General features: G+C 69.6%; 17 protein-coding genes, 1 tRNA gene and 1 pseudogene. 13 read left to right on the plus strand and 6 right to left on the minus strand.

Going from position 1 to position 21,095, the window contains the following annotated elements; all coding sequences use genetic code 11:
• Position 1: 1 nt before the first annotated feature.
• On the minus strand, positions 2 to 802 hold the full coding sequence (locus K9S39_RS10245) for a hypothetical protein (protein ID WP_248863045.1): 801 nt from the start codon (positions 800 to 802) through the stop codon (positions 2 to 4).
• Positions 803 to 1,267: 465 nt separating this feature from the next.
• Between K9S39_RS10245 and K9S39_RS10250 the strand changes: the two genes are divergently transcribed.
• The 4 genes from K9S39_RS10250 (at position 1,268) to K9S39_RS10265 (ending at position 4,680) form a co-directional block, all read left to right on the plus strand.
• Positions 1,268 to 1,930, plus strand: coding sequence for a hypothetical protein (locus K9S39_RS10250; protein ID WP_248863046.1), 663 nt, complete (start codon positions 1,268 to 1,270; stop codon positions 1,928 to 1,930).
• 17 nt (positions 1,931 to 1,947) lie between these two features.
• Positions 1,948 to 2,874 carry a TRM11 family SAM-dependent methyltransferase gene (locus tag K9S39_RS10255; RefSeq protein ID WP_248863047.1) on the plus strand — a complete coding sequence of 309 codons (927 nt, stop codon included), beginning with the start codon at positions 1,948 to 1,950 and terminating at the stop codon, positions 2,872 to 2,874.
• Between the two features lie 64 nt (positions 2,875 to 2,938).
• Positions 2,939 to 3,121 carry a hypothetical protein gene (locus tag K9S39_RS10260; protein ID WP_248863048.1) on the plus strand — a complete coding sequence of 61 codons (183 nt, stop codon included), beginning with the start codon at positions 2,939 to 2,941 and terminating at the stop codon, positions 3,119 to 3,121.
• Positions 3,122 to 3,228: 107 nt separating this feature from the next.
• Entirely contained in the window at positions 3,229 to 4,680 is a 1,452-nt protein-coding gene (locus K9S39_RS10265) for a recombinase family protein (protein ID WP_248863049.1), read from the plus strand.
• Positions 4,681 to 4,872: 192 nt separating this feature from the next.
• Here K9S39_RS10265 and K9S39_RS10270 read toward each other — a convergent pair.
• Positions 4,873 to 4,957: transfer RNA gene (locus K9S39_RS10270), tRNA-Leu, on the minus strand.
• A 378-nt stretch (positions 4,958 to 5,335) separates the two neighbouring features.
• On the opposite strand from K9S39_RS10270, the gene K9S39_RS42950 reads away from it, so the two are divergent.
• The gene (locus K9S39_RS42950; RefSeq protein ID WP_406708131.1) at positions 5,336 to 6,538 is read left to right on the plus strand and encodes a DUF2254 family protein; all 1,203 of its coding nucleotides are present in this window, start codon (positions 5,336 to 5,338) and stop codon (positions 6,536 to 6,538) included.
• Between the two features lie 562 nt (positions 6,539 to 7,100).
• On the opposite strand, the gene K9S39_RS10285 is transcribed toward K9S39_RS42950, so the two are convergent.
• Positions 7,101 to 7,469 (minus strand): chorismate mutase, encoded by a 369-nt coding sequence (locus K9S39_RS10285; RefSeq protein WP_248863050.1) that lies wholly within the window; start codon positions 7,467 to 7,469, stop codon positions 7,101 to 7,103.
• Between the two features lie 267 nt (positions 7,470 to 7,736).
• Positions 7,737 to 8,407: pseudogene (locus K9S39_RS10290) on the minus strand (GntR family transcriptional regulator).
• A gap of 336 nt (positions 8,408 to 8,743) precedes the next feature.
• Here K9S39_RS10290 and fdhD point away from each other — a divergent pair.
• On the plus strand, positions 8,744 to 9,607 hold the full coding sequence (fdhD, locus tag K9S39_RS10295; RefSeq protein WP_248863051.1) for a formate dehydrogenase accessory sulfurtransferase FdhD: 864 nt from the start codon (positions 8,744 to 8,746) through the stop codon (positions 9,605 to 9,607).
• Positions 9,608 to 9,725: 118 nt separating this feature from the next.
• Here fdhD and K9S39_RS10300 read toward each other — a convergent pair whose 3' ends face one another.
• The gene (locus K9S39_RS10300) at positions 9,726 to 10,169 is read right to left on the minus strand and encodes a MarR family winged helix-turn-helix transcriptional regulator (RefSeq protein WP_248863052.1); all 444 of its coding nucleotides are present in this window, start codon (positions 10,167 to 10,169) and stop codon (positions 9,726 to 9,728) included.
• 325 nt (positions 10,170 to 10,494) lie between these two features.
• Here K9S39_RS10300 and K9S39_RS10305 point away from each other — a divergent pair, with 325 nt between their 5' ends.
• The 3 genes from K9S39_RS10305 (at position 10,495) to K9S39_RS10315 (ending at position 14,367) form a co-directional block, all read left to right on the plus strand.
• Entirely contained in the window at positions 10,495 to 11,436 is a 942-nt protein-coding gene (locus K9S39_RS10305) for a quinone oxidoreductase family protein (protein WP_248863053.1), read from the plus strand.
• A gap of 324 nt (positions 11,437 to 11,760) precedes the next feature.
• Complete coding sequence (locus K9S39_RS10310; RefSeq protein ID WP_248863054.1) at positions 11,761 to 13,785, plus strand: exo-alpha-sialidase; 2,025 nt, start codon at positions 11,761 to 11,763, stop codon at positions 13,783 to 13,785.
• 78 nt (positions 13,786 to 13,863) lie between these two features.
• A complete protein-coding gene (locus K9S39_RS10315) occupies positions 13,864 to 14,367 on the plus strand; it encodes a hypothetical protein (RefSeq protein WP_248863055.1) in 504 nt (167 codons plus the stop codon).
• Between the two features lie 32 nt (positions 14,368 to 14,399).
• Here the strand turns inward: K9S39_RS10315 and K9S39_RS10320 are convergent, their stop codons facing one another.
• The gene (locus K9S39_RS10320) at positions 14,400 to 15,515 is read right to left on the minus strand and encodes a bile acid:sodium symporter family protein (RefSeq protein ID WP_248863056.1); all 1,116 of its coding nucleotides are present in this window, start codon (positions 15,513 to 15,515) and stop codon (positions 14,400 to 14,402) included.
• Between the two features lie 283 nt (positions 15,516 to 15,798).
• Between K9S39_RS10320 and K9S39_RS10325 the strand changes: the two genes are divergently transcribed.
• From K9S39_RS10325 to K9S39_RS10340, 4 genes are all read left to right on the plus strand, one after another.
• The gene (locus K9S39_RS10325) at positions 15,799 to 16,662 is read left to right on the plus strand and encodes a LysR substrate-binding domain-containing protein (RefSeq protein ID WP_248863057.1); all 864 of its coding nucleotides are present in this window, start codon (positions 15,799 to 15,801) and stop codon (positions 16,660 to 16,662) included.
• Positions 16,663 to 16,930: 268 nt separating this feature from the next.
• Positions 16,931 to 18,757: an AMP-dependent synthetase/ligase gene (locus tag K9S39_RS10330; RefSeq protein ID WP_248863058.1), complete on the plus strand. Its 1,827-nt coding sequence runs from the start codon at positions 16,931 to 16,933 to the stop codon at positions 18,755 to 18,757.
• 621 nt (positions 18,758 to 19,378) lie between these two features.
• On the plus strand, positions 19,379 to 20,218 hold the full coding sequence (locus tag K9S39_RS10335) for an aldo/keto reductase (RefSeq protein ID WP_283112298.1): 840 nt from the start codon (positions 19,379 to 19,381) through the stop codon (positions 20,216 to 20,218).
• 520 nt (positions 20,219 to 20,738) lie between these two features.
• Positions 20,739 to 20,930 (plus strand): hypothetical protein, encoded by a 192-nt coding sequence (locus tag K9S39_RS10340; RefSeq protein WP_248863059.1) that lies wholly within the window; start codon positions 20,739 to 20,741, stop codon positions 20,928 to 20,930.
• Positions 20,931 to 21,095 lie beyond the last annotated feature (165 nt).

The raw sequence follows: 21,095 nt of genomic DNA on the forward strand, positions 1-21,095 counted from the left end.
GTTACTGCTCGCGCTGCTGGTGGTGCAGATAGGCCGCCAGGTGCTGCTCGGCGGCGGCACGGTGGCGGTAGAGCTGACGCGCACTCACACCTCGTTCGACAGCCAGGCGTTGCATCGGCTCACCCTCCAGCCGTGTACGGGCGATCAGCTGCGCCTCGTCGATACCCACCACGCGGGCCCGCACCGCACGGGCCAGCACGGTGTACTCGTCGCCTCCTTCGGCACCCGGGTCAGTGGCCTGACATCCGCTCTGGGCCAGGCGGCCCAGGTGCACCGCCTGGGGACCGGTCTCCCGCTGGGTCCGTCGGCGCGCGGCGTGCACCAGCCGGTGCACGGCCCGGTCGGCTGCCGCGAACAGCTCCCGGGCAACGTCCACAGCGTTCGCATCCACCAACGGCAGGGCGGAAGCGACGGCGGCGAGAGCCTCCTGCTCGATTTCGGCGCGCTCCAGGTGGGCGGGGCAGGCCAGACGGGCCAGCATCCGGCGCAGTACCGGCACGGTCATCGCGACGGCCACAGTGTCCCAGGGCTCGCCCAGTTGCTGGGCGCGGCGTACGACCTCACGCCAGGTCTGTTCACGCAGGGTCGGCGAAGTGGCGGAGTGGGCGAGGCGGGTGCGGACCTGGTCGACGGGCAGCGCCTGCTGCTCCGGCTCCTCGCACACCAGGTACGCGGGCAGCGTGAGCGGCTGGGGCGCAGTGCAGAGCGCGAGGAAGGACTCCTCCAGCGTCTGCAGCGGTGAGTGGCCAGCCGTACGTGTACAAGCGATGCGGCTGTTGGCCGGGTGGGGGGCGTGGCTCATGCGGGGGGGCTCCTTGCGGAAGTGGCGGACAACGTCTGCCGAAGCCCTGTCACCGCCCCGTGTCACCCCCGGACCGGTCGCGTGCCAGCCCGTGCGATCTCTGAGCCAGTGGCTCGCTCTGTGCGAGGGGTCGGCGCTGGCTCGCCCCTGATGACCAGCACCACTCCACAGCATCACCCGATCGGAATCGAACACAAAGAAATTCTGGACGGTGCTGGGTGAGCTCACCGAGCCACCCACAGAGTGGCTCGGCAGTGGCTCGCAGGTGGCTCGCCACTGGACCGCTGGGCCGCTGAACTGGGCAAAGATGACGGGCTGGCCGAGGCCGAACCTCAGCGGACGAGAGTGTCCTGCTGTCGCTGGCCAGGTTCGAACGCCTTCGGCGGCGATGGCAAAATCGCCCTGCCCTATTACTCACGTCAGCACCAGACGGCATGGACCCCGCATCCCGGGCGCCACCCACCGATGCCCACCACCAACCGCCCCACTCAAAGCACCGCTCGCCGCCACACTTCCCGGCCCCTGCCAACCACCCTCTGGCTCCCTGCCCCCGACCAGCCCGACGCCGTGCCCGCCCCCGGCACCGTGCTGCCCGGCTGGGCGATCGAGCGGATCCGCACCGAGTTCACCACCCGCCCCGGCCAAGCCCCCGCACCCCTGCTCAAAATCTCCGTCCGGGATGCCGAGCCGGGCATGGACGCCCGCACCCCCGTGGTCACCTACACCGACGGCACACCCAGCAGGCTGTCGATGCTGCTCGCCGAACTCCACCCCAACGCCCTGCCCGCCCGCACGGACACCCTCACCGGCGGGGCTGTCAGCGAGATGCCCGCAGCCATGGACGAGGGCTGGTCCGGCTTCTTCCACCGCGCCCACCGCCTCCTGCCCACAGACGGACTGCTGCTGCTGGCCACCCGCCAGCGCCGCGACGCCGACGCAGGACTCACCGACCCACTGGGCTCACTCATCGCCTGCGCACGCACCGCCGGATTCCGCTACCTGCAGCACCTCATCGTCGCCCACGCCCACCCCGCCGGCGATCAGCTCATCCCCGCCCCGCCCGCCGACGCAGACCCCGGCGTCATCCACAGCGATCTGATCGCCCTCACCGCCATCCACCACGCCTGAGCCCAAGGAGCCTGCTCGTGACGCTTCCCCTCTCGGTGTGGAACACCGCCCCCACCTCCGCCCCCGCCCAACGCAAAGGCCGCTACCTCCCCGGCTCGGCCGCCCACCCCGCCAAAATGCTCCCCGGCATCGCCGCTCACGCCATCACTACCTACACCCGCCCCGGTGATCTGGTCCTTGACCCGATGTGCGGCATCGGCACCACCCTCGTCGAAGCCCTTCACCTCGGCCGCAACGCCGTCGGCGTCGAATACGAACCGAAGTGGGCCCACCTCGCCCGCCTCAATGCCGCTGCAGCCGCACACGAAGGCGGCACAGAGGGTGCAGTCTGTACCGGAGACGCCCGTCAGCTCACCAGCCTCGTCCCGCCCGCACTCCACGGCCAGGTGGACCTGGTGGTGACGTCACCGCCTTACGGGCCCAGCGTCCACGGACAGGTCCGCTCCACCCGGGAGACCGGCGAACGCGGCGTGGTCAAGAAGGACTTCCGCTACAGCCACGACCCCACCAACCTCGCCCACGTCTCCACCGCCCACCTCCTGGACGCCTTCACTCAGATCCTCACCCAGTGCCGCACCGTGCTCCGCCCCGGCGGCACAGTCGTCGTCACCACCCGCCCCTGGCGCGAACGCGGCGAACTCATCGACCTGCCCTCCGCCGTCCTCGCCGCAGGCAAAGCCGCCGGCCTCACCCCCACCGAACGGTGCGTCGCCCTCCTCGCCGGCATCCGCGACAGCCACCTGGTAACCCGCCCCTCGTTCTTCCAGATGAAGAACGTCCGCGACGCCCGCCGACAGGGCATCCCCCTCTCCGCCGTGCAGCACGAGGACGTTCTGGTCTTCACCAAGCTAACCGGCAAGCCATGCCCCAAGAGCGGCGACTCGACGTGCGCTGCGGCGTTCCGCTCCCGAACCTGCCCCGGCAGACCCCGTCGTGACCACTGAAGGCAACGAGGGGCGTGTCGACGTCAGCGTCGACTCCGTGGAGGCTGGGCCGTCAACTGCGCCCATGGAATCCCCCGACACGGCTGAACGACGGGCACCGCGCCCAGAGCCCGTTGGCGAGCTGACCGTGCGCCTGCCCGACACGCCACCGCACCTCACCGACAGCGCCGCAAAGGGCCTGCTGCACTTCATCCGCCAGGAGTACAACCGCCTGGCCGACGCGCAGCCACCTCACACAATCCTGTGAATCAGCGGGCACGGTGGACGACTGGCCCTCTTCGCCAAGCAGGAGGTACCACGGACCACCGTCATCCGCCGTGCCCGCAGCACACCAAGCCAGAGAGCCAACGACCCATGGTCCACTTCGCTTTCGCCGGACGCTGCTCCACCGAGGACCTCCAGGACCCTGAGACCTCCCGCAACTGGCAGCTCACCCGCGCCCGCGCCCTCATTGAACCCGCCGGGGGCAAGATCGTCACCGAGTACTTCGACGCCGGCCACTCCCGCGCCCTGCCCTGGAAACGCCGCCCCCAAGCAGCCGCACTGCTCAAAGCTCTCCGCGACCCGCACCGCGGTTTCGATGCCGTCGTCATCGGAGAGCCCCAGCGCACCTTCTACGGCAACCAGTTCGGCAACACCTTCCCCCTCTTCGTCCACTTCGGCATCCCGCTGTGGGTCCCCGAGGTCGGCGGAGCCATCGACCCGAACAATGAGGCCCACGACTTGGTCATGTCCGTCTTCGGCGGCATGAGCAAGGGCGAACGCAACCGCATCAAGATCCGCGTGCGCACCGCCATGGCCTCCCAAGCCCAGATCGAAGGCCGCTACCTCGGCGGCAGACCCCCCTACGGCTACCGGATCGCCGATGCGGGCCCGCATCCCAACCCGGCCAAGGCCGCCGACGGAAAACGCCTCCACCGTCTCGAACCCGACCCCGCAGCCGCACCCGTCGTCGTCCGCATCTTCACCGACTACCTCCGCGGCAAGGGGTACTACGCCATCGCCGAGAGCCTGACCCGTGACGGCATCCCGTGCCCCTCCGCCCACGACCGCGCCCGCAACCCCCACCGCCCCGGCCACGACTGGTCCAAGGGCGCCGTGCGCGCGATCCTCCGCAACCCCCGCTACACCGGCCACGAGGTCTGGAGCAAGCAACGCAAGGACGAAGTCCTCCTCGACATCGAGGACGTCACCCTCGGCCACCGCACCAGACTCGCCTGGAACACTCCGGACCAGTGGGTCTGGTCGGCGCAGCCCGTGCATGAGCCGCTGATCAGTATGGAGATCTTCACCCGCGCCCAGGCCAAGAACTCCGCCCGCGGCTCGGCGGCGTCCGAGCGCAGCCCGCGCCCCACCGACCGGCCCTACGCGCTCCGTGGTCGGCTGCGCTGCGGCATCTGCCGTCGCAGGATGCAGGGCAACTACAACAACGGCCAGCCGTACTACCGCTGCCGCTACACCGCTGAATACGCCAAGAACACGGCGCTCAACCACCCTCTGACCGTCTACCTGCGGCAGAACGAGCTCCTGCCGGTACTCGATGCCTGGATTGCCCGTTTCTTCGCGCCCGGGCATCTGGGCCGCACCCTCCAGGCCATGTGTGAGAGTCAGCAGCGGCACTCGCCAACCGACCCTGCCCTGGAAGCGGCACGGCGGACCATCACAGAGACGAATCGCAGCATCGCCCAATACCGGGCCGCGCTGGACGCCGGAGCCGACCCCGTCATCGTCGCCGGCTGGATCACGTCTGCCCAAAACGAGCAGGCCGCCGCCCGACAGCAACTCGTCGCAGCGGCACGCTCTTAAGAGGAAGCTCTCACCGAGGAACAGATCCAGCACATGATCAAAACGCTCGGCGACATGGCCGACCGGCTTCAAGCCGCGGACCCCGAAGACAAAGCCCCGATCTATGCCGACTTCGGGCTTGAGCTGGAGTACCACGCAAATCAGCGGACTGTGATCGTTCAATCACAACCCGCTGATATGTGCGTATTTGAGTGTCCGAGGGGGGACTTGAACCCCCACGCCCGATAAAGGGCACTAGCACCTCAAGCTAGCGCGTCTGCCATTCCGCCACCCGGACCAGGTGTGATCTTCACGGGGCGTTCCCCGCGGCGACAGGGACAACAATACCAAGGTTTCGGAGTGGCTTTCACCTGCGTATCCGCGCGCACATAACCTGGGCTTATGGGTAATGAAGGACAGCTCGCGCAGGGACGGACGCCCGGTGGGGCCCTGTGCGCCGCGGGCGCTCTCACCATTGCGGGAGCATCTGCGGGACACATTCTGGGTCGCGCCGACGGCGGGGCCGGGGGTGGCGCCGCTGTGGTGGGCGGCGTCGGCGCTGGATGTCGAAATAGTCGCCCGTCCGCATGGGTGCGACGGCTTATGACGAGGTCAGAGACCTGGTCACGATCGCTATGGCGCCAAGACGATCATGACGACGGTCAGCTCGGCGATGATGACCTTCATCGGCGTCGTTTTCAGCATTTCGCTGGTCGCGGTGCGGATGACGAGCGGGCAGCTCACTCCTCGGGTGGTGCGGATCGTTCTCCGGAGCTGGATCAGCAAGCTCACGCTCACCCTCTTTCCGGCCACGTCTCTGTCCTCGCTGCTGGTCCTGATCTCGCACGAGAGAGAGGGTCGATGTGCGGCGGATCACCTCGGTGCCGCTGGTGCAGAGCCTACTGACTCTGGTGCTGGTGGGCTCAGCCTGCTGCTGTTCATTGCGTATGTGTCGGCGATGCTGCAGGTGGTACGGGTGGTCGACCGGATCGCACGGCAGGTGGTCGTGCTGTGCCCACGGCTTGGGTTGCGGCAGCTTTCGGATCTCGCGCTGTGGGCGATATCGCCTGCTGTGAATGATCCGACGACAGCCGTGCAGCGTCTGGACCGGATTGTGCAACTTCCTGGCCATGGTGGTGGGCCAGCCCCTCGGGCGGTGCATTACCGGGACGGGAAGAGTGTGGTGCGGTTGGTGCAGGACGTTCCGGGGTGGCGAGATCTGGTGGATCTTGGGCTCGCGGGGATTCGGGCGTGCGCGATCGGGAGTCCTCAGGGGACGCGGCGGCTGCTGGCCGGGATCGATGAACTGTTGCGGCTCGCGCCGGAGGATCGGCGGGAGCCGCTGGTGCGGCACCGTACGCCCTGTTCCAGGCGGTGGAGCGCACGGTGCCGACGGCCGCCGAGCGGCGGTTCGTGTCGTATCCGGTCGGCAGGGGTTCGGGGAGAGAGTCGGGAGGTGGGCGGGGACGGGCGAGGGACCTGGCTGCCTGGGGCTGGCGGCTTACGGCAGCAGGTGGTCGTCGGGGAAGTTGCGTTGCGTGGGAGGCGGTCTGCCGGTGGGCCTTCGTCCACCGGCCGTCCTAGGAGTTCGCCAGGAGCTCGCCCCCTACGAAGACACCGCTCCGGGAGTTGCCGAAGCCGCCGAGGAGTTCGCGGTCGCCGGGCAAGCGGAGTGTGCCGTGGACGGCCTTGTAGGTGCGGATCTGGGGCCGAAGTCGAGTTTGGAGAAGGGGACGTTGGGGTCGGTGATGGCCAAGGAGGGCCACGCTGCGCGTGGTGCGTACGGCCGGTGGAGAGGCGACCAGAAGTCGGCGAACGCAGGGCCGCTGAGCGGCGCCAGGGGGGACACGTGCGTTGCCGTGTTGCCAGGTGGTGGTGATGGTGCTGATGGACCGTGGTGGTGCTGCGGGACGATCCGGCGTCGGGGATGGCGAGTGTCGCTCGCGGGTGGACCGTGCGACGGCGTAGGTGATGGTCTATGTGAAAGTGAAACCTGCCTCCGATTGGGCGAGTTGAGATGACGTCGGTGACGGCGCGCATCTGTCCTCGGACGCGCTCGTGCCTGTTCAGCACGCGCGCCACCTGGCCGGCCGGCGAGGGTTGTTAGGGGCGGTCTGATGGTAGGAGAGGTGGTGGGGTAGGGGGTTGGGCTGGGGGTGACGGTTGTATGGAGGTGACGGGTTGTCTGGGGCCGGGGGCGAACCGTACTGGGGTTCCCTAGCGGCGCCTGAAACCTCACCACTACACCCACCCGCCCCCGAAGGGGGGCGGGTGGCGGGGTTAAAAGAAGAGGCGCAGCTTTGCGGGCCACCAAGAGAAGAGGTGCCGTTTTGCGGTGCGCTACGGGTGCGCCGGGCACTACGGGCTTGCCCGGCGCTCAGGGGTACGCACGCGCGGACGCTACGGGCACTCAGCAACTCAACAACAGGGCGCGGGGCACCTCAGCCGACGGCCGGTCCGTCCGGCTCCTCCGGTGTGCGGTCGGCGATCGCCCGGTGGTGGCGAACGACCTCGCCGATGATGAAGTTGAGGAACTTTTCCGCGAACGCCGGGTCCAGCCGGGCGTCCGCCGCCAGTCTGCGCAGCCGCTCGATCTGTGCCGCCTCACGGGCCGGGTCGGCGGGCGGCAGGCTGTGCCGGGCCTTGAGCTCGCCGACCTGCTGGGTGCACTTGAAACGCTCGGCGAGCAGATGCACCAGGGCCGCGTCGAGGTTGTCGATGCTGCTGCGCAGATAGAGCAGCCGCTCGCGGGCTGCCTCGTCGGCGACGGAGGCCGCGTCGTCGGCCGCCTGTGCTGTCCCTTCGCTCATGTGCGTCTCGCCATTCGTGGTGGGGTGCTCGGTGCGTGAAGCGGGGTGTACGTGATGCGTGTGTACGTGGCGTGTGATGCTGATGCGTAATGCGTGATCTGTGTGGTGCGTGATGTGTGTTGTTCGGTGAGGCGTTGATCAGTGGTGTGGTGATCGGCTGCAGATTAGCCGAATGACGGGAGCCGACCGGGAATGGTCTCGCGTATCGGACCGTTTCCCTGGCCAACCTGCGCCCCCTCCCCCGCCCAGGGACAGCGTCGCGAACCATCAGCCACTCTCGCCCTCGTTCTCGCCCTCGACCCTGATTTCGCGCTCGTGGTACGTACGGCGGGTGTGCTCGTGCGTCCGCATCACGGCCGCGGCGCGCGCCTCGTCGCGGTCGGCGATCGCCGCGATCAGCTCACGGTGCTCGGTCCACGACTGTCGGCCGCGCTGCCGGGCCACCGGGGTGTTGAACGGCGTTGCCGGCCAGCTCCATCGCCTTGGCATGGAACTCGGCATGGGCCGCCACCGCGGTATCCACGTCACCATCCGCCACGGCGCGTTCGCCCTCGGCGCACAGCCGCTTCAGCTCCGCGATCCCGGCCGAGTCGGCGTTCGCCGCCGCGAGCCGGGCCGCCTCGGCCTCCAGCAGGGTGCGTACCGTCAGCAACTGATCCGCCTCCTCCTCGGTGGGCTCACGCACAAACGCACCCTGCGCCGGTCGCAGATCGACCCAGCCATCGGTGTTGAGCCGCTGCAGGGCCTCGCGGGACGGCTGCTGGGAGACGCCCAGATAGCCCGCGAGCTCGTTCTCGACCAGGTGCCGGCCGGGCCCCAGCGCATGCGTGGTGATGAGTTCGAGCAACGCTTCGTAGACGCGCTCTCGCAGCGGGCCGGGCCGGGCCGAGCCGTTCAAGCCTGGGCCCGGCGCCCTGCGGTAGCCCTGTGGGCACCATCGAGGTCCCTTCCGACCGATTGGTTATTGTCTACAGACTACGAATACGCACAAAAATCCACGAATATGCACGAACACGCGAGCGAGCTGACGGGCCGGGACGACCACCGTCCGCGCGTACTGCGAAGTGGGCTGAAACCTCACCTTTCGCGTGCAGGACAATGACATCGTCAAGGTCTTCTCGCCGGACGACCGCCCGGTGACCGTTGACGAAACCGGACACACAACGCGGGCAATGCAACATCGGCACGTACAACACCGGCACATGCAACACCTGCACATGCAACACCGGCACGTACCGCAGCGCGCTGCCTCACACGACTGGGACTGATCAGACATGGGACGGGTCACCGAGCGACGTCGCGTCATCCGGGTCCGCGACGGTGTCGTGAGCACCCGACCGGACACCCTCGTCGCCGAGGAGCCACTGGAGATCCGCCTGGGCGGCAAGCCGCTGGCGATCACCATGCGTACGCCCGGCGACGACTTCGCACTGGCCGCCGGCTTCCTCGTCAGCGAGGGCGTGCTGGCGAGCGCCGACGAGCTGGCGAACATCGTCTACTGCGCGGGAGCGGCTGAGGACGGGCGGAACACGTACAACGTCGTCGATGTGCGGCTCGCGGACGGGGTGCCCGTCCCGGACATCACCCTGGAACGCAACGTCTATACGACGTCCTCCTGCGGACTGTGCGGCAAGGCCAGCCTGGACGCGGTCCGCACCAGCGCCCGCTGGACCCTGGACACCTCGCCCGACACCCCGGTCCGCATCGAACCGGCGACGCTGGCCACCCTCCCCGACCGGCTGCGGGCCGCCCAGCGCGTCTTCGACCGGACGGGGGGCCTGCACGCCGCCGCGCTGTTCACCCCGGATGGCGAACTGCTGGACGTCCGGGAGGACGTGGGACGTCACAACGCCGTCGACAAAGTCGTCGGGCGCGCGCTGCAACAGGGGCTCCTGCCGCTGTCCTCGTGCGTGCTGATGGTGTCCGGCCGGGCGTCGTTCGAGCTGGCGCAGAAGGCCGTGATGGCGGGCATCCCCGTCCTCGCCGCGGTGTCCGCCCCCTCCTCGCTCGCCGTCGACCTGGCCGCGGAGACCGGGCTGACCCTGGTCGGGTTCCTGCGGGGAGCGTCCATGAACGTGTACGCCGGCGAGCACCGCCTCGCCCTGCGCGCCACGACCGCTACCACCTCCACGGGCTGAGGCCGCGCATCCAGTGCGCACGGCCACCGCTACGGGCTGAGGCCGCACGTCCGGTGCGTACGGGGGCACTACCGGGCTGAAGCCACACGCCCGCCACACAAACCGACGGACCGGGCGCTCACTCCCTGGGCGCGGCAATACGGGTGAGCAGGTCGATCAACTGCGCCCGCTCCTCCGGGGTCAGGGCCGCCGTCAGTTCCGCGTTGGCTTCGTCGCCGAGGCGCTGGGTACGACGCAGCCGCCGGCGGCCCGCCGCCGAGATCCCGATGGCGTTCTTGCGCCGGTCGTTGGGGTCGGGGGTGCGGGTGACCAGCTCGTCCTTCTGGAGGTCGTTGACGATGGCGACCATGTCCTTGGGGTCGATGCCCAACGTCCGTCCGAGCTCCGCCTGGGAGACCGGGCCGAGTTCGGCGACTGCCGAGAGCACGGCGTGATGCATCATCCGCATGCCCTCGGCGGCGAGGGCATCGGCGACGAGGCGGTGGCCGCGGGCGGCGGCCCGGCCCAGTAGCCAGCTGGGGAGAGCGCGGATACGGCTGGGGGCGTACGGGAGGTCGGACATGGGACCACCGTACCGAGATTCATTGGCGGACCCAATGGAAAAACATGGGTGGGGATAGTGGAAACTTATTGGCCTACCCAATGGATTAGTGGTTATCGTTGGGGGAGCCAATGAACGGGGGGCGCCGTGCTGCTCATCGCCCTCACGTCTCACATGGTCACGTCTCGCGTGCTCATGTCTCGCGAGCGCATGTCTCGCGAGCGCATGTCTCGCGAGCGCATGTGCTCACGTGCTCACGAGCTCCCCTGCCCACACCCGCTCTCCGACCGACGACCCATCCCTATCCGATCGGTTCGCGCCGATCGACGCCCCCGGAGGTGCCCCCATGCGCCGAGTCCGATTCCATGCCTACGGAGGCCCCGAAGTCCTGCGCGTCGAGGAGGCCGAGGCACCCGACCCCGGCCCCGGCGAACTGCTGGTGCGTACCGAGGCGATCGGCGTGACGCTGCCGTGCGTGCGGCGGGTGCGCGGCGACGGCGACGGAGGCGGTGATCCGCTGCCGGGCACGCCCGGTGGCGAGATCGCCGGTGAGGTCGTCGCACTCGGCCCCGACGTCACCGGATTCGCCGTCGGCGACCGCGTCACCTCGCTCACCCTCGGCGGCTCGTACGCCGAACTCGCCCTCGCCCCGGCCTTCCTGGCCAGCCGTATCCCCGACGACGCGAGCGCGGTGCGGGCGGTGGCGCTGGTCCGTCCCGGACATGTCGCGCTCGCCGCGCTGAGCACCGCCGCGCCGACCGGTGCCGAGTCCGTGCTGATCACCGGGGCGGCCAGCGGCACCGGGCACCTCGCCGTCCAACTGGCCAAGCTGCAGGGCGTGTCACGGGTGGTGGCCGCGGTCAGCTCCACGGCCAAGGCGGAGTTCCTGTACGGGCTCGGGGTCGACGAGGTGGTGACGTACGACGAGGCGCCTTGGGGCGAGCCGGTCGATATCGTCCTGGACGGTGTCGGCGGCGACCTGCTGCCGCGGGCCCTCGCCGCACTCGCTCCCGGCGGGCGGCTGATCTTCTTCAACTCCGGTGGCGGCACAGTCCCCGCGTACGAGCTGCTGGCGGGCTCCAAGACCATCACCGGGCTGACGATGCGGCGCTTCTCCACCGTCCATCGGGAGCTGTACGAGCGGCACCGCGCGCGGCTGTGGGAGCTGGCCGGTGCCGGGCGGCTGCGGGCGGTCGTCCATGCCGAACTGCCGCTGGCCGACGCCGCGAAGGCGCACGAGATCATCGAGGCGCGGGCCAATCTCGGCAAGGTGGTGCTCCGGCCATGACGCCCCGGCCATAATGCCAGGTCACATGCGGGGCAGACGGCGCATCCTGCACACGCGGCGCATGCACCGCACCCCACGCTGCCGGCCTGCACAGCGCACGCACCGCACCCCGCACTCCCGGCCCGCACAGCGCACACGGCGCAGTGTCCGCGGGCCGGGAGAGTGAATTCCCGTCCTGGGACGGAGAACCGACGCAGGCTCCTTGTCGCGGTCCACGGGCGGCAGTAGCTTCCGACGCAACGCACATAGGACGTCGGATGTCCTGATGGCCCGTCTGGGCTTCCTGATGACCCGTCGCCGACGCCTCGAAGGGCAGGCCGGACCATGACGTCAGTTCTCCGCGCTCACCCCAGCCCCGGCAGCAGACCACGGCGACACCGCGCCGCCGCCGTGCTCGCCGGGCTGGCCGCCGCGGCCCTCGTCCTCCCCCCGACCTCCTCCGCACAGGCCGCGTCCGACGCGACGTCGGAAACGCCCACCGCATCCGCCGCATCCACCGTGTCCATCGCACCCGCCACACCCGCCCCGGCGTCCCCGACGTCCCCGGCGGGCGGCTTCGACCAGCAGGTCCTCTTCAAGGCCGACCACGAACAGGGCTATGCGTGCTTCCGCATACCGGCCGTCGTGAAGTCCGTACGCGGCACCCTCCTGGCCTTCGCCGAGGGCCGGGCCCACGACTGCGGCGACGCGGGCGACATCGACCTCGTCCTCAAACGCTCCACCGACGGCGGCCGCACCTGGGGTCCGCTCCAGATCATCAATCACGGCAACGGCGACACCCACGGCAATCCCGCCCCCATCGTGGACCACCGCACCGGACACATCGTCCTCGCCGAGACCTACAACAAGGGCCGCGACGACGGCCTCAGCTGTGACGTGCCCTGCGACCGCACCCCGCACCTCCAGTACAGCGACGACGACGGCGCCACCTGGTCCGCACCCCGCGATCTGACCCCCGCCATCCGTCCCCCACAGTGGAACTCCTGGTACGCCACCGGCCCCGTGCACGGCATCCAGCTCACCCATGGCCGGCACGCGGGCCGCCTGGTCTTCGGCATCAACGCCGAGAGCTACGCGGACGATCGCGTCACCGCCAACCACGCGGCCCTGGTCCACAGCGACGACGGCGGCGCCACCTGGCGGATCGGCGCCCTGGACACCTGGCCGATCGCCGACGACGGCACCTTCCGGCAAAAGCCCTCCGAAATGACGCTCCTGGAACGCTCCGACGGCTCGATCTACGTCAACGGCCGCGAACAGGACGGCACCGACCTGGGCCACCGGGACGCCACGGTCAGCCGCGACGGCGGCAACACCTTCGCCGCGCCGTTCCGCGCGATCCCCGACCTCTACAGCCCGATGGTGCAGGGCTCGGCGCTGCGTCTGCCGTCGTCCCGCTACACCGACGGCGGCAGCCGTACGCTCTTCGCGGCGCCCGCCGACCCCGATCGGCGCCGGACCATGACCATCCGCTCCTCCTGGGACGAGGGCCGCACCTGGGAGGGCGTCGACCGGGGCGCACGGGTGACCGGCGACTGGTCCGGCTACTCGGACATGGTCGCCATCTCACCCGACGTCATCGGGCTGCTCTACGAGGGCGGCACGGCGGACGCCCGCGACGAGATCCGCTTCGCCCGCTTCACCGAGGACTGGCTCGGCCCGCGCCGCGGCCCCGACCCGACGACCCGCGACGACGCCCGGGGCGCCCGCCCCGCACTCGTACTGGGCGGCGCACACACCACCGACGGCGTCTTCGGCGACGCGCTGTCCTTCGACGGCAAGGACGACGCCGTACGCCTGCCTTTCCGCGACTCCCTCCCGCTCGGCACCCACGACTTCACCTGCACGCTCTGGTTCCGCTACACCGCCACCAGCGGCGAGCAGCCGCTGCTGTGGATGGGCGGTGTGGGCAGCGGGTCCCCGCAGGTCGCACTGCGCGCCGACCCGGCGGGCGGCCGGATCACCGCGCACCTCACCACCGTTGACGGCGCCGCACCACCCACCACCGTGCAGGCCGCGACGACCAAGGCGTACAACGACGGCGCATGGCACCATCTCGCGCTGCGGCGCGCCGGCGGTCTGCTCCTGCTCACCGTGGACGGCTTCGACACCGTCGTCGTCCCGGACGCCTCCGGGTCGGTCAGCCAGGGCTCGGTCTTCGGCGTGCACCTCGGCCAGAAGCCGGACAGCCGAGCGCAGTTCACCGGTGCGCTGGACGAAGTACGCGTCCACCGGCACGCGCTGACCGACGCCGAGCTGTCCGCCGTACGCGCCGCCGATGCCAGGCCGACCGGCGACCTGGTCCTCGGGCTGTCGCTGGACGAGGTGCGTCGGGGCGGCCGGGGCTGAGCGGAGCGGTGCTGCCGGCCAGGGGCTCTGACCCGGGCGGGAGCGGCGTTGTCAGTGGGCGATGGTAACTATGTGTGCATGAACGACGACACGCTCAGTGATGCCAACCCGCTCAGTGACACCGATTCACTCACGCTGCCGGAGCCGTACCGCACCCCCGTCGCCGAGATCGCGGACGGGTGTGCGGGCGGGCCGCCGGACTACGAGCTCGTCCCGCTGGCCGCGCTGCCCGACGACCGGTCGGACGGTGCTGCCGAGCGGGCTCTCGACGCACCGTTCGCGCTGACCGAGGCATGGTTGTGGGACGAATGGGACGACGATCCACGGCCGTCCGAGGAGATCGAGCCGCTGCTGGCGCCGGTCTCCGATCACGATTCCGTGGTGCTCGGCACGGACGGCTGCGGGATGTACTGGCTTCTGATCGTCACCGGTGAACACGCGGCCATATATGGCAGATCACCGGCGATGGCGCGGCCCCGTTCGGAGCGCCGTTCGGCCATACGACGGCGGAGCCGGCGTTCGCGGGTGGGTGCGCCACTGGGCGCGGGAAAGGACTGGTGTGACGTGTGCGACGTGGCGTAAGGCAGTGGGCGGGAGCGGGAACGGAAGCACGGCTAGCGTGGCACGCCGCCTGCGACGCCCTTGGGCTCGGGCTCGCCCTGCGTGTCGGCAGGCGATGCGGAAGGGGACTCGGCAGGCGATTCAGCAGGGGATTCGGGAGCGGCATCAGGGGCGCCGTCGGGGCCGGCCTCCGCCTCCGCCTGCCGTGCATAGCGCTTCGCCAGCACCGCGCACACCATCAACTGCATCTGGTGGAAGAGCATCAGCGGCAGCACGGCAAGCCCGGCCTCCGCGCCGAAGAGCACACTGGCCATCGGCAGTCCGGCCGCGAGGCTCTTCTTCGAGCCGGCGAAGGTGATCGCGATCCGGTCCTCGCGGGGGAAGCCCAGCTTCTTCGAACCGTACGTCGTGCTGATCAGCATCAGCGTGAGCAGTACCGCCTCGACGCCCAGCAGGCACAGCAGGCGCAGCGGTGAGACCTGGTGCCATATCCCCTCGTTCATGCCGGCGCTGAAGGCGGAGTAGACGACGAGCAGTATCGAGCCGCGGTCCACATAGCCGAGGACCTTCTTGTGACGGGTGAGGGCCGCTCCGATCCAGCGCCGCAGCAACTGCCCGGCCACGAAGGGGAGGAGGAGCTGGCAGGCGATCGAGAGCAGCGAGTGGGCGGAGAATCCGGCGCCGCCGCCGTTCAGGACCAGCGCCGCCAGCAGGGGCGTGAGGACGACGCCGATGATGCTGGAGAAGGAGCCCGCGCAGATCGCCGCCGCGACGTTGCCGCGGGCGATGGAGGTGAAGGCGATCGAGGACTGGACGGTGGAGGGCACCAGGCACAGGAACAGCAGCCCGGTGTAGAGGGCGGGCGACAGGACGTACGGGACCAGTCCGCGGGCGGCCAGTCCGAGCAGCGGGAAGAGCACGAAGGTGCAGGCCAGGACGGTGAGGTGGAGTCGCCAGTGGCGCAGCCCTTCCAGGGCCTCCCGGGTGGAGAGCCGGGCGCCGTAGAGGAAGAAGAGCAGTGCGACGGCCCCTGTGGAGGCGCCGTCCGCGACGGTGGCGGCCGAGCCGTGCGCCGGCAGCAGGGCTGCCAGAGCGACGGTCGAGACCAGGGCGAGGAGGTATTTGTCCAGGGGCAGCCAGGAGGGCAGCGGGATCAAAGGACGGCGCATGGGCTCTCTTCGCGTCGTTCGGGGCTGGGGGACGGCAGCCTGCACCGGGCCCGGTCAAGCACGGGAGTCGGTACGGCCGGCGCCGGCTCCAGACTGCCCGCCCTAGCGGCGATCGGGAACCCCGCTTACCGTAGTCACTGTCATTTTGAATCGCGATGGACCTCGTCACGCGATGAGTCGGATCCCGATGAGTCGGATCCCGATGAGTCGGATCGCGATCAGTCGCCGATGAGTCGCACCCAGCCCTAGCTAGGCCCTGACAGCCGACCGGAAGGGCGAGCCCATGTTCGATCCCACGCAGCTGCGCACCTTTCTCACCGCAGCGCAGACGCTGAGCTTCACCCAGGCCGCGCACCGTCTCGGGCTGCGGCAGTCCACCGTGAGCCAGCACGTACGGAAGCTGGAGGAGGCCGCCGGGCGGCGGCTGTTCGTCCGGGACACCCACGCCGTGGAGCTGACCGAGGACGGCGAGGCGATGCTCGGCTTCGCGGGCACGATCCTGGAGGCGAACGAGCGGGCCGCCGGCTTCTTCGCGGGGACCCGGCTGCGCGGCAGGCTGCGGTTCGGCGCATCGGAGGACTTCGTACTGACCCGGATGCCGGAGGTGCTGGAGGGGTTCCGGCGCGAGCATCCCGAGGTCGATCTGGAGCTGACGGTCGAGCTGTCGGGGACGCTGCACCAGCTGCTGGCGGCCGGCCGGCTGGATCTCGTACTCGCCAAGCGGCGCCCGGAGGAGGCGCGCGGGCGGCTGGTGTGGCGCGACCGGCTGGTGTGGGTGGGCACCGAACGGCTGCGGCTGGATCCGGAGCGGCCGGTCCCGCTGGTGGTCTATCCGACGCCGGCGGTGACCCGCGCCCGCGCGCTGGAGGCGCTGGAGCGCGCGGGCAGGGAGTGGCGGATCGCCTGCACCAGCGGCAGTCTGAACGGGCTGATCGCGGCGACCCGGGCGGGCCTGGGCGTCATGGCGCACACCCTCGGCATGATTCCGCCCGGTCTGGTCCGGATTCCGCCACGCGCCGGGCTGCCGGAGCTGGGCGGGGTGGAGTTCGTCCTGCTGCACGGACCGCGCGACACGGCGGCGCGGGGTCCGGCGGAAGCGCTGGCCGAGGCGATCCTCGCGGGCGGGGCCCGGCTGCATATGCCGTAATGGATATGCCGTAATCACCACCCAGACGGCGCGAAACGCCGATACGCCCGGCGGCAAGTGCAGAGATTTGGTGCAGATTCCGTTCCGGCATGGTGATTTTTCGGCGTCCAAGTGGCCGGATCATGTCCCTCCTTACCCGGAGTAACCCAATTTCGCCCGTTGGCCAGTTCCCGCACCACCGGTTCCGGTCCGTGGTAAGGCACTGCCGCTCGTCGTCGCCTTGGGGTACGGTCGCGGCCCTGTGAGAGCACCATGAAGGGCCGAGGAATTGCGCGAGTTCACCGTCCCGCCGCTGGCTACCGCGCCCCAGGTCGGCGGGCTGGCGGACGCAGTCTTCGACAACGCCGACACCGATCCCGGCCGGGTGGCCCTCGCCCGTAAGAACCCCGAGGGGCGGTGGGAGAACGTCACCGCGGAGCAGTTCCGGGACGAGGTCCTCGCACTGGCCAAGGGCCTGCTCGCCCAGGGTGTCCGGTTCGGCGACCGGGTCGGCATCATGTCGCGTACCCGCTACGAGTGGACCCTGTTCGACTTCGCGGTGTGGTCCGTCGGCGCCCAGTCCGTGCCGCTGTATCCGACCTCGTCGGCCGAGCAGGTCTTCTGGATGCTGCACAACGCGGGCGTCTCGGCGTGCCTGGTCGAGCACGAGGACCACGCGATGACCGTCGGTTCGGTCGTCGACCGGCTCCCCCGGCTCCGGAAGCTGTGGCAGCTGGACTGCGATCCGATCGCCGAACTGACCGCGGCCGGTGCGCATATCGAGGACGATGTGGTGCACCGGCACCGGATGGCCGTCACCGCGGATGCCGTCGCGACCATCATCTACACCTCGGGCACCACCGGCCGCCCCAAGGGCTGCGTGATCACCCACGCCAATTTCATGTCCGAGGCGGACAACATCGTGATGCGCTACGAGACGGTCTTCCACTCGAAGCCGGGCGACGAGGCGGCCACCCTGCTCTTCCTCCCCCTCGCGCACGTCTTCGGGCGGATGGTCCAGGTCGCCGCCATCCGGGGCCGGGTCAAGCTGGCCCACCAGCCCGAACTCGCCGCCCGCGCGCTCCTGCCCGATCTGCAGACCTTCCGGCCGACGTTCATCCTGGCGGTGCCGTACATCTTCGAGAAGGTCTTCGCCGCGGCCCGCCGGAAGGCGGAGGCGGACGGCAAGGTGGGGCCCTTCGACAAGGCCGTGGACGTCGCGGTGCGCTACGCCGAGGCGCTGGAGCACAAGGCGTTCGGTATCGCGTCCGGCCCCAGCGCGGCACTGCGCATGCAGCATCAGCTCTTCGACAAGCTCGTCTACAGCAAGGTCCGCGAGGCGATGGGCGGCCGCGTCCGGCACGCGATGTCCGGCGGCTCGGCGATGGAGCGCCGGCTCGGGCTGTTCTTCGCCGGCGCGGGCGTGACGATCTACGAGGGCTACGGCCTTACGGAGAGCACCGCGGCCGCCACCGCGAACCCGCCCGAGCGGACCCGTTACGGCACCGTCGGCGTCCCCGTTCCCGGCACCACCGTGCATATCGCGGAGGACGGCGAGGTCTGGCTCTACGGCGGCCAGGTGTTCCAGGGCTACCACGACGACCCGAAGGCGACCGACGCCGTGCTGCACGACGGCTGGTTCGCCACCGGTGACCTGGGGTCCCTGGACGAGGACGGGTATCTGACGATCACCGGGCGCAAGAAGGAAATCCTGGTCACCTCGGGTGGCAAGACGGTCTCGCCGGTGGTGCTGGAGGAGCGGGTGCGGGCGCATCCGCTGGTGGCGCAGTGCATCGTGGTCGGCAATGACCGGCCGTTCATCGCCGCGCTGGTGACGCTGGACCCGGAGGCGGTCGCGCACTGGCTGACCATGCGCGGCAAGCCGGAGATGCCGCCGACGGACCTGGTGCGCGACCCGGATCTCGAAACGGAGATCCGACGGGCCGTGGTCGCCGCCAACACACAGGTGTCACAGGCCGAGTCGATCCGTACCTTCCGGATACTGGCCCACCAGTTCAGCGAGGAACACGGTCTGCTGACGCCGTCCCTGAAGCTCAAGCGGAAGGCGATCGAGGGGGCGTACTCGGTCGAGGTGGACGCGCTGTATCGGACGTGACGGGAGCCGTATCGGACGTGGGAGCCGTATCGGACGCGTAACGCGCGCCGTATCGGACGCGTGACAGGAGCGGCCTCAGCAGGGACCCGGCGCTCCCCCGTGTGGCGGAGCCGTACCGTCCCGGCGCCGGACGCCCGGTCCGCGCCCGCCCAGCAGACTCCTGGTCCAGGGGCTGCCCGCGCTCACCGGGGCGGCCGGTCTGCTGCTGCTTCTCTCTCCCCGCCTGCTGCCTGGCCGTACGCTGCTCGCCCGGCTCCGGCTCCGTACGCCGCTCGCGCTGGCCTGGGCCGGCAGCGCGTCGGCCTTCGCCCGCGGCGGTCTGACGTGGCCGGTCGGGACCGTCTCCGCCGGCCTCGGCCTGGCGGGTCGCCGGACCCGGGCGGGCTCCCCGGGCTGGTCGGCGCCCTCGAACTTGTCACCGGGCTGGCGGTGCTCTGCGCCGGCGCCTTCACCCTCTGCGAGTGGGCGCGGTGACCGGCCCCGGGAAAATACGGGGTAATCCGCAATCGTGAGGATGCGCGGGAATGCATAACGGCGGATGATCGTTGACGACTACAGCCGGCTCATCTCCGGACAGCCGGTACACCAGCACAAGAAGTCGACGTAAGGATCGAATCCCCCGTGAGCAAGGTCCCCTCCATCACGCTCAACAACGGCACCACGATGCCGCAGCTCGGGTTCGGCGTCTGGCAGATCCCCGACGACGAGGCGTTCACCGCCGTCAACCACGCCCTGTCCGCCGGATACCGCAGCATCGACACCGCGGCGATCTACGGCAACGAAGAGGGCACCGGAAAGGCCCTCACCGCATCGGGCATCCCCCGTGACGAACTGTTCCTCACCACCAAGCTCTGGAACAGTGCCTCCGAAACATGGACGCGGGACAGCGTCCTCCGCGAGTTCGACTTGTCCCTCGACAAGCTTGGGCTCGATTACATCGACCTCTACCTGATTCACTGGCCGCGCGCGATGCGCGACGACTACCTCACCATCTGGCGGACCTTCGAGGAGATCGCGAAGAGCGGTCGCGCGAAGGCGATCGGTGTCTCGAACTTCCTGCCCGAGCACCTGGAGCGGCTGCTGGGCGAGACCTCGGTCGTGCCGGCCGTCAACCAGATCGAGCTGCACCCGCAGCTCCAGCAGGCCGAGTCCCGCGCCTTCCACGCCCGGCACGGCATCGCCACCGAGGCATGGTCGCCGCTGGGCCAGGGTAAGGGCCTCCTCAGCGACCCGAAGATCGCCGAGCTCGCCGCGAAGCACGGCAAGACCCCCGCCCAGGTGGTCCTGCGCTGGCACCTCCAGCTCGGCAATGTCGTCATCCCCAAGTCCGCGACCGCGTCCCGGATCAAGGAGAACATCGACGTCTTCGACTTCGAGCTGGACGACGAGGACCTGAGCGTGATCGCCGCGCTGGACGAGGGCAAGCGTCTGGGGCCTGACCCTGCCACGTTCGACGTGTGATCTGGTCCCGGCGACTCCGCCGCTGCCCGCAGCTCGGTGGCAGCGGCGGAGTTTCTCACTGGCGGGACGTCAACGGTGGTCGCGGTGGCTGGGGCACCGCCGCTGTGACGCGCGGAGGGTTCTTGATGCCGCTCGTGCACGACGTGACGCGCAGTCGGTGCGCGAGGCCGCTCAAGCTTTTACCGGGGTGGCCTGAGGAAATACACCTTTCTCACATGGCGAGAGGGACGATACGAGATAGCCAGACATTGGCCTATTACGGAGCTATGTGGCCGCTAAGCGGCAGGTGGCCGCGTTCCCGAACGGACGGAGACCCATGGCACGGCTGTCCGGCTACGCCAACGTCGGGGTGCTGAACCCCGAGGAGGCCGCGGGACACCGCAAGGCCGTCTCGATGCTGCCCTGGTGGCACATGAGGCCTTCCGGGAGATTCCCCAGCGTTCCTCGGCTGCGGCAAAACTTCTCCGGATCTGTAACGTGGTGAGTCACACCAATCAGCATGGCTCCTCATCCCTCTTCTATGGGCCTGAAGGACGGAGCCGAAGCCTTGCTCATCGACGTCGAGAACAGTGCCTACGATGGTGCAACGGCGCGCGATTCGTCAGTGCTCATCGCCGGGAACGGCCCGGCCGGCATCAGGGGCTTGGGGGCAACCCTCGTGTTCAGTCACGGAGTCATCCTGTTGATCGCGGTGGCGGTCCGCTATCCGTAGAAGTACTCACGTGCGACGGTCGTCTCCGACGCGCCGCCTGGCCGGGTAGGAATCGACATGGCCGCCCATCGGTTGTGACTGAGCGGCTCAGTTGGCGGATGTGCGCTTGAGTCGGCCGGGCTGAGCATTTCGGTTGGCGGGCAGGTGAGCCGTGACGCGTCAGTT

Source organism: Streptomyces halobius (assembly GCF_023277745.1).
Classification (GTDB): Bacteria; Actinomycetota; Actinomycetes; order Streptomycetales; family Streptomycetaceae; genus Streptomyces; species Streptomyces halobius.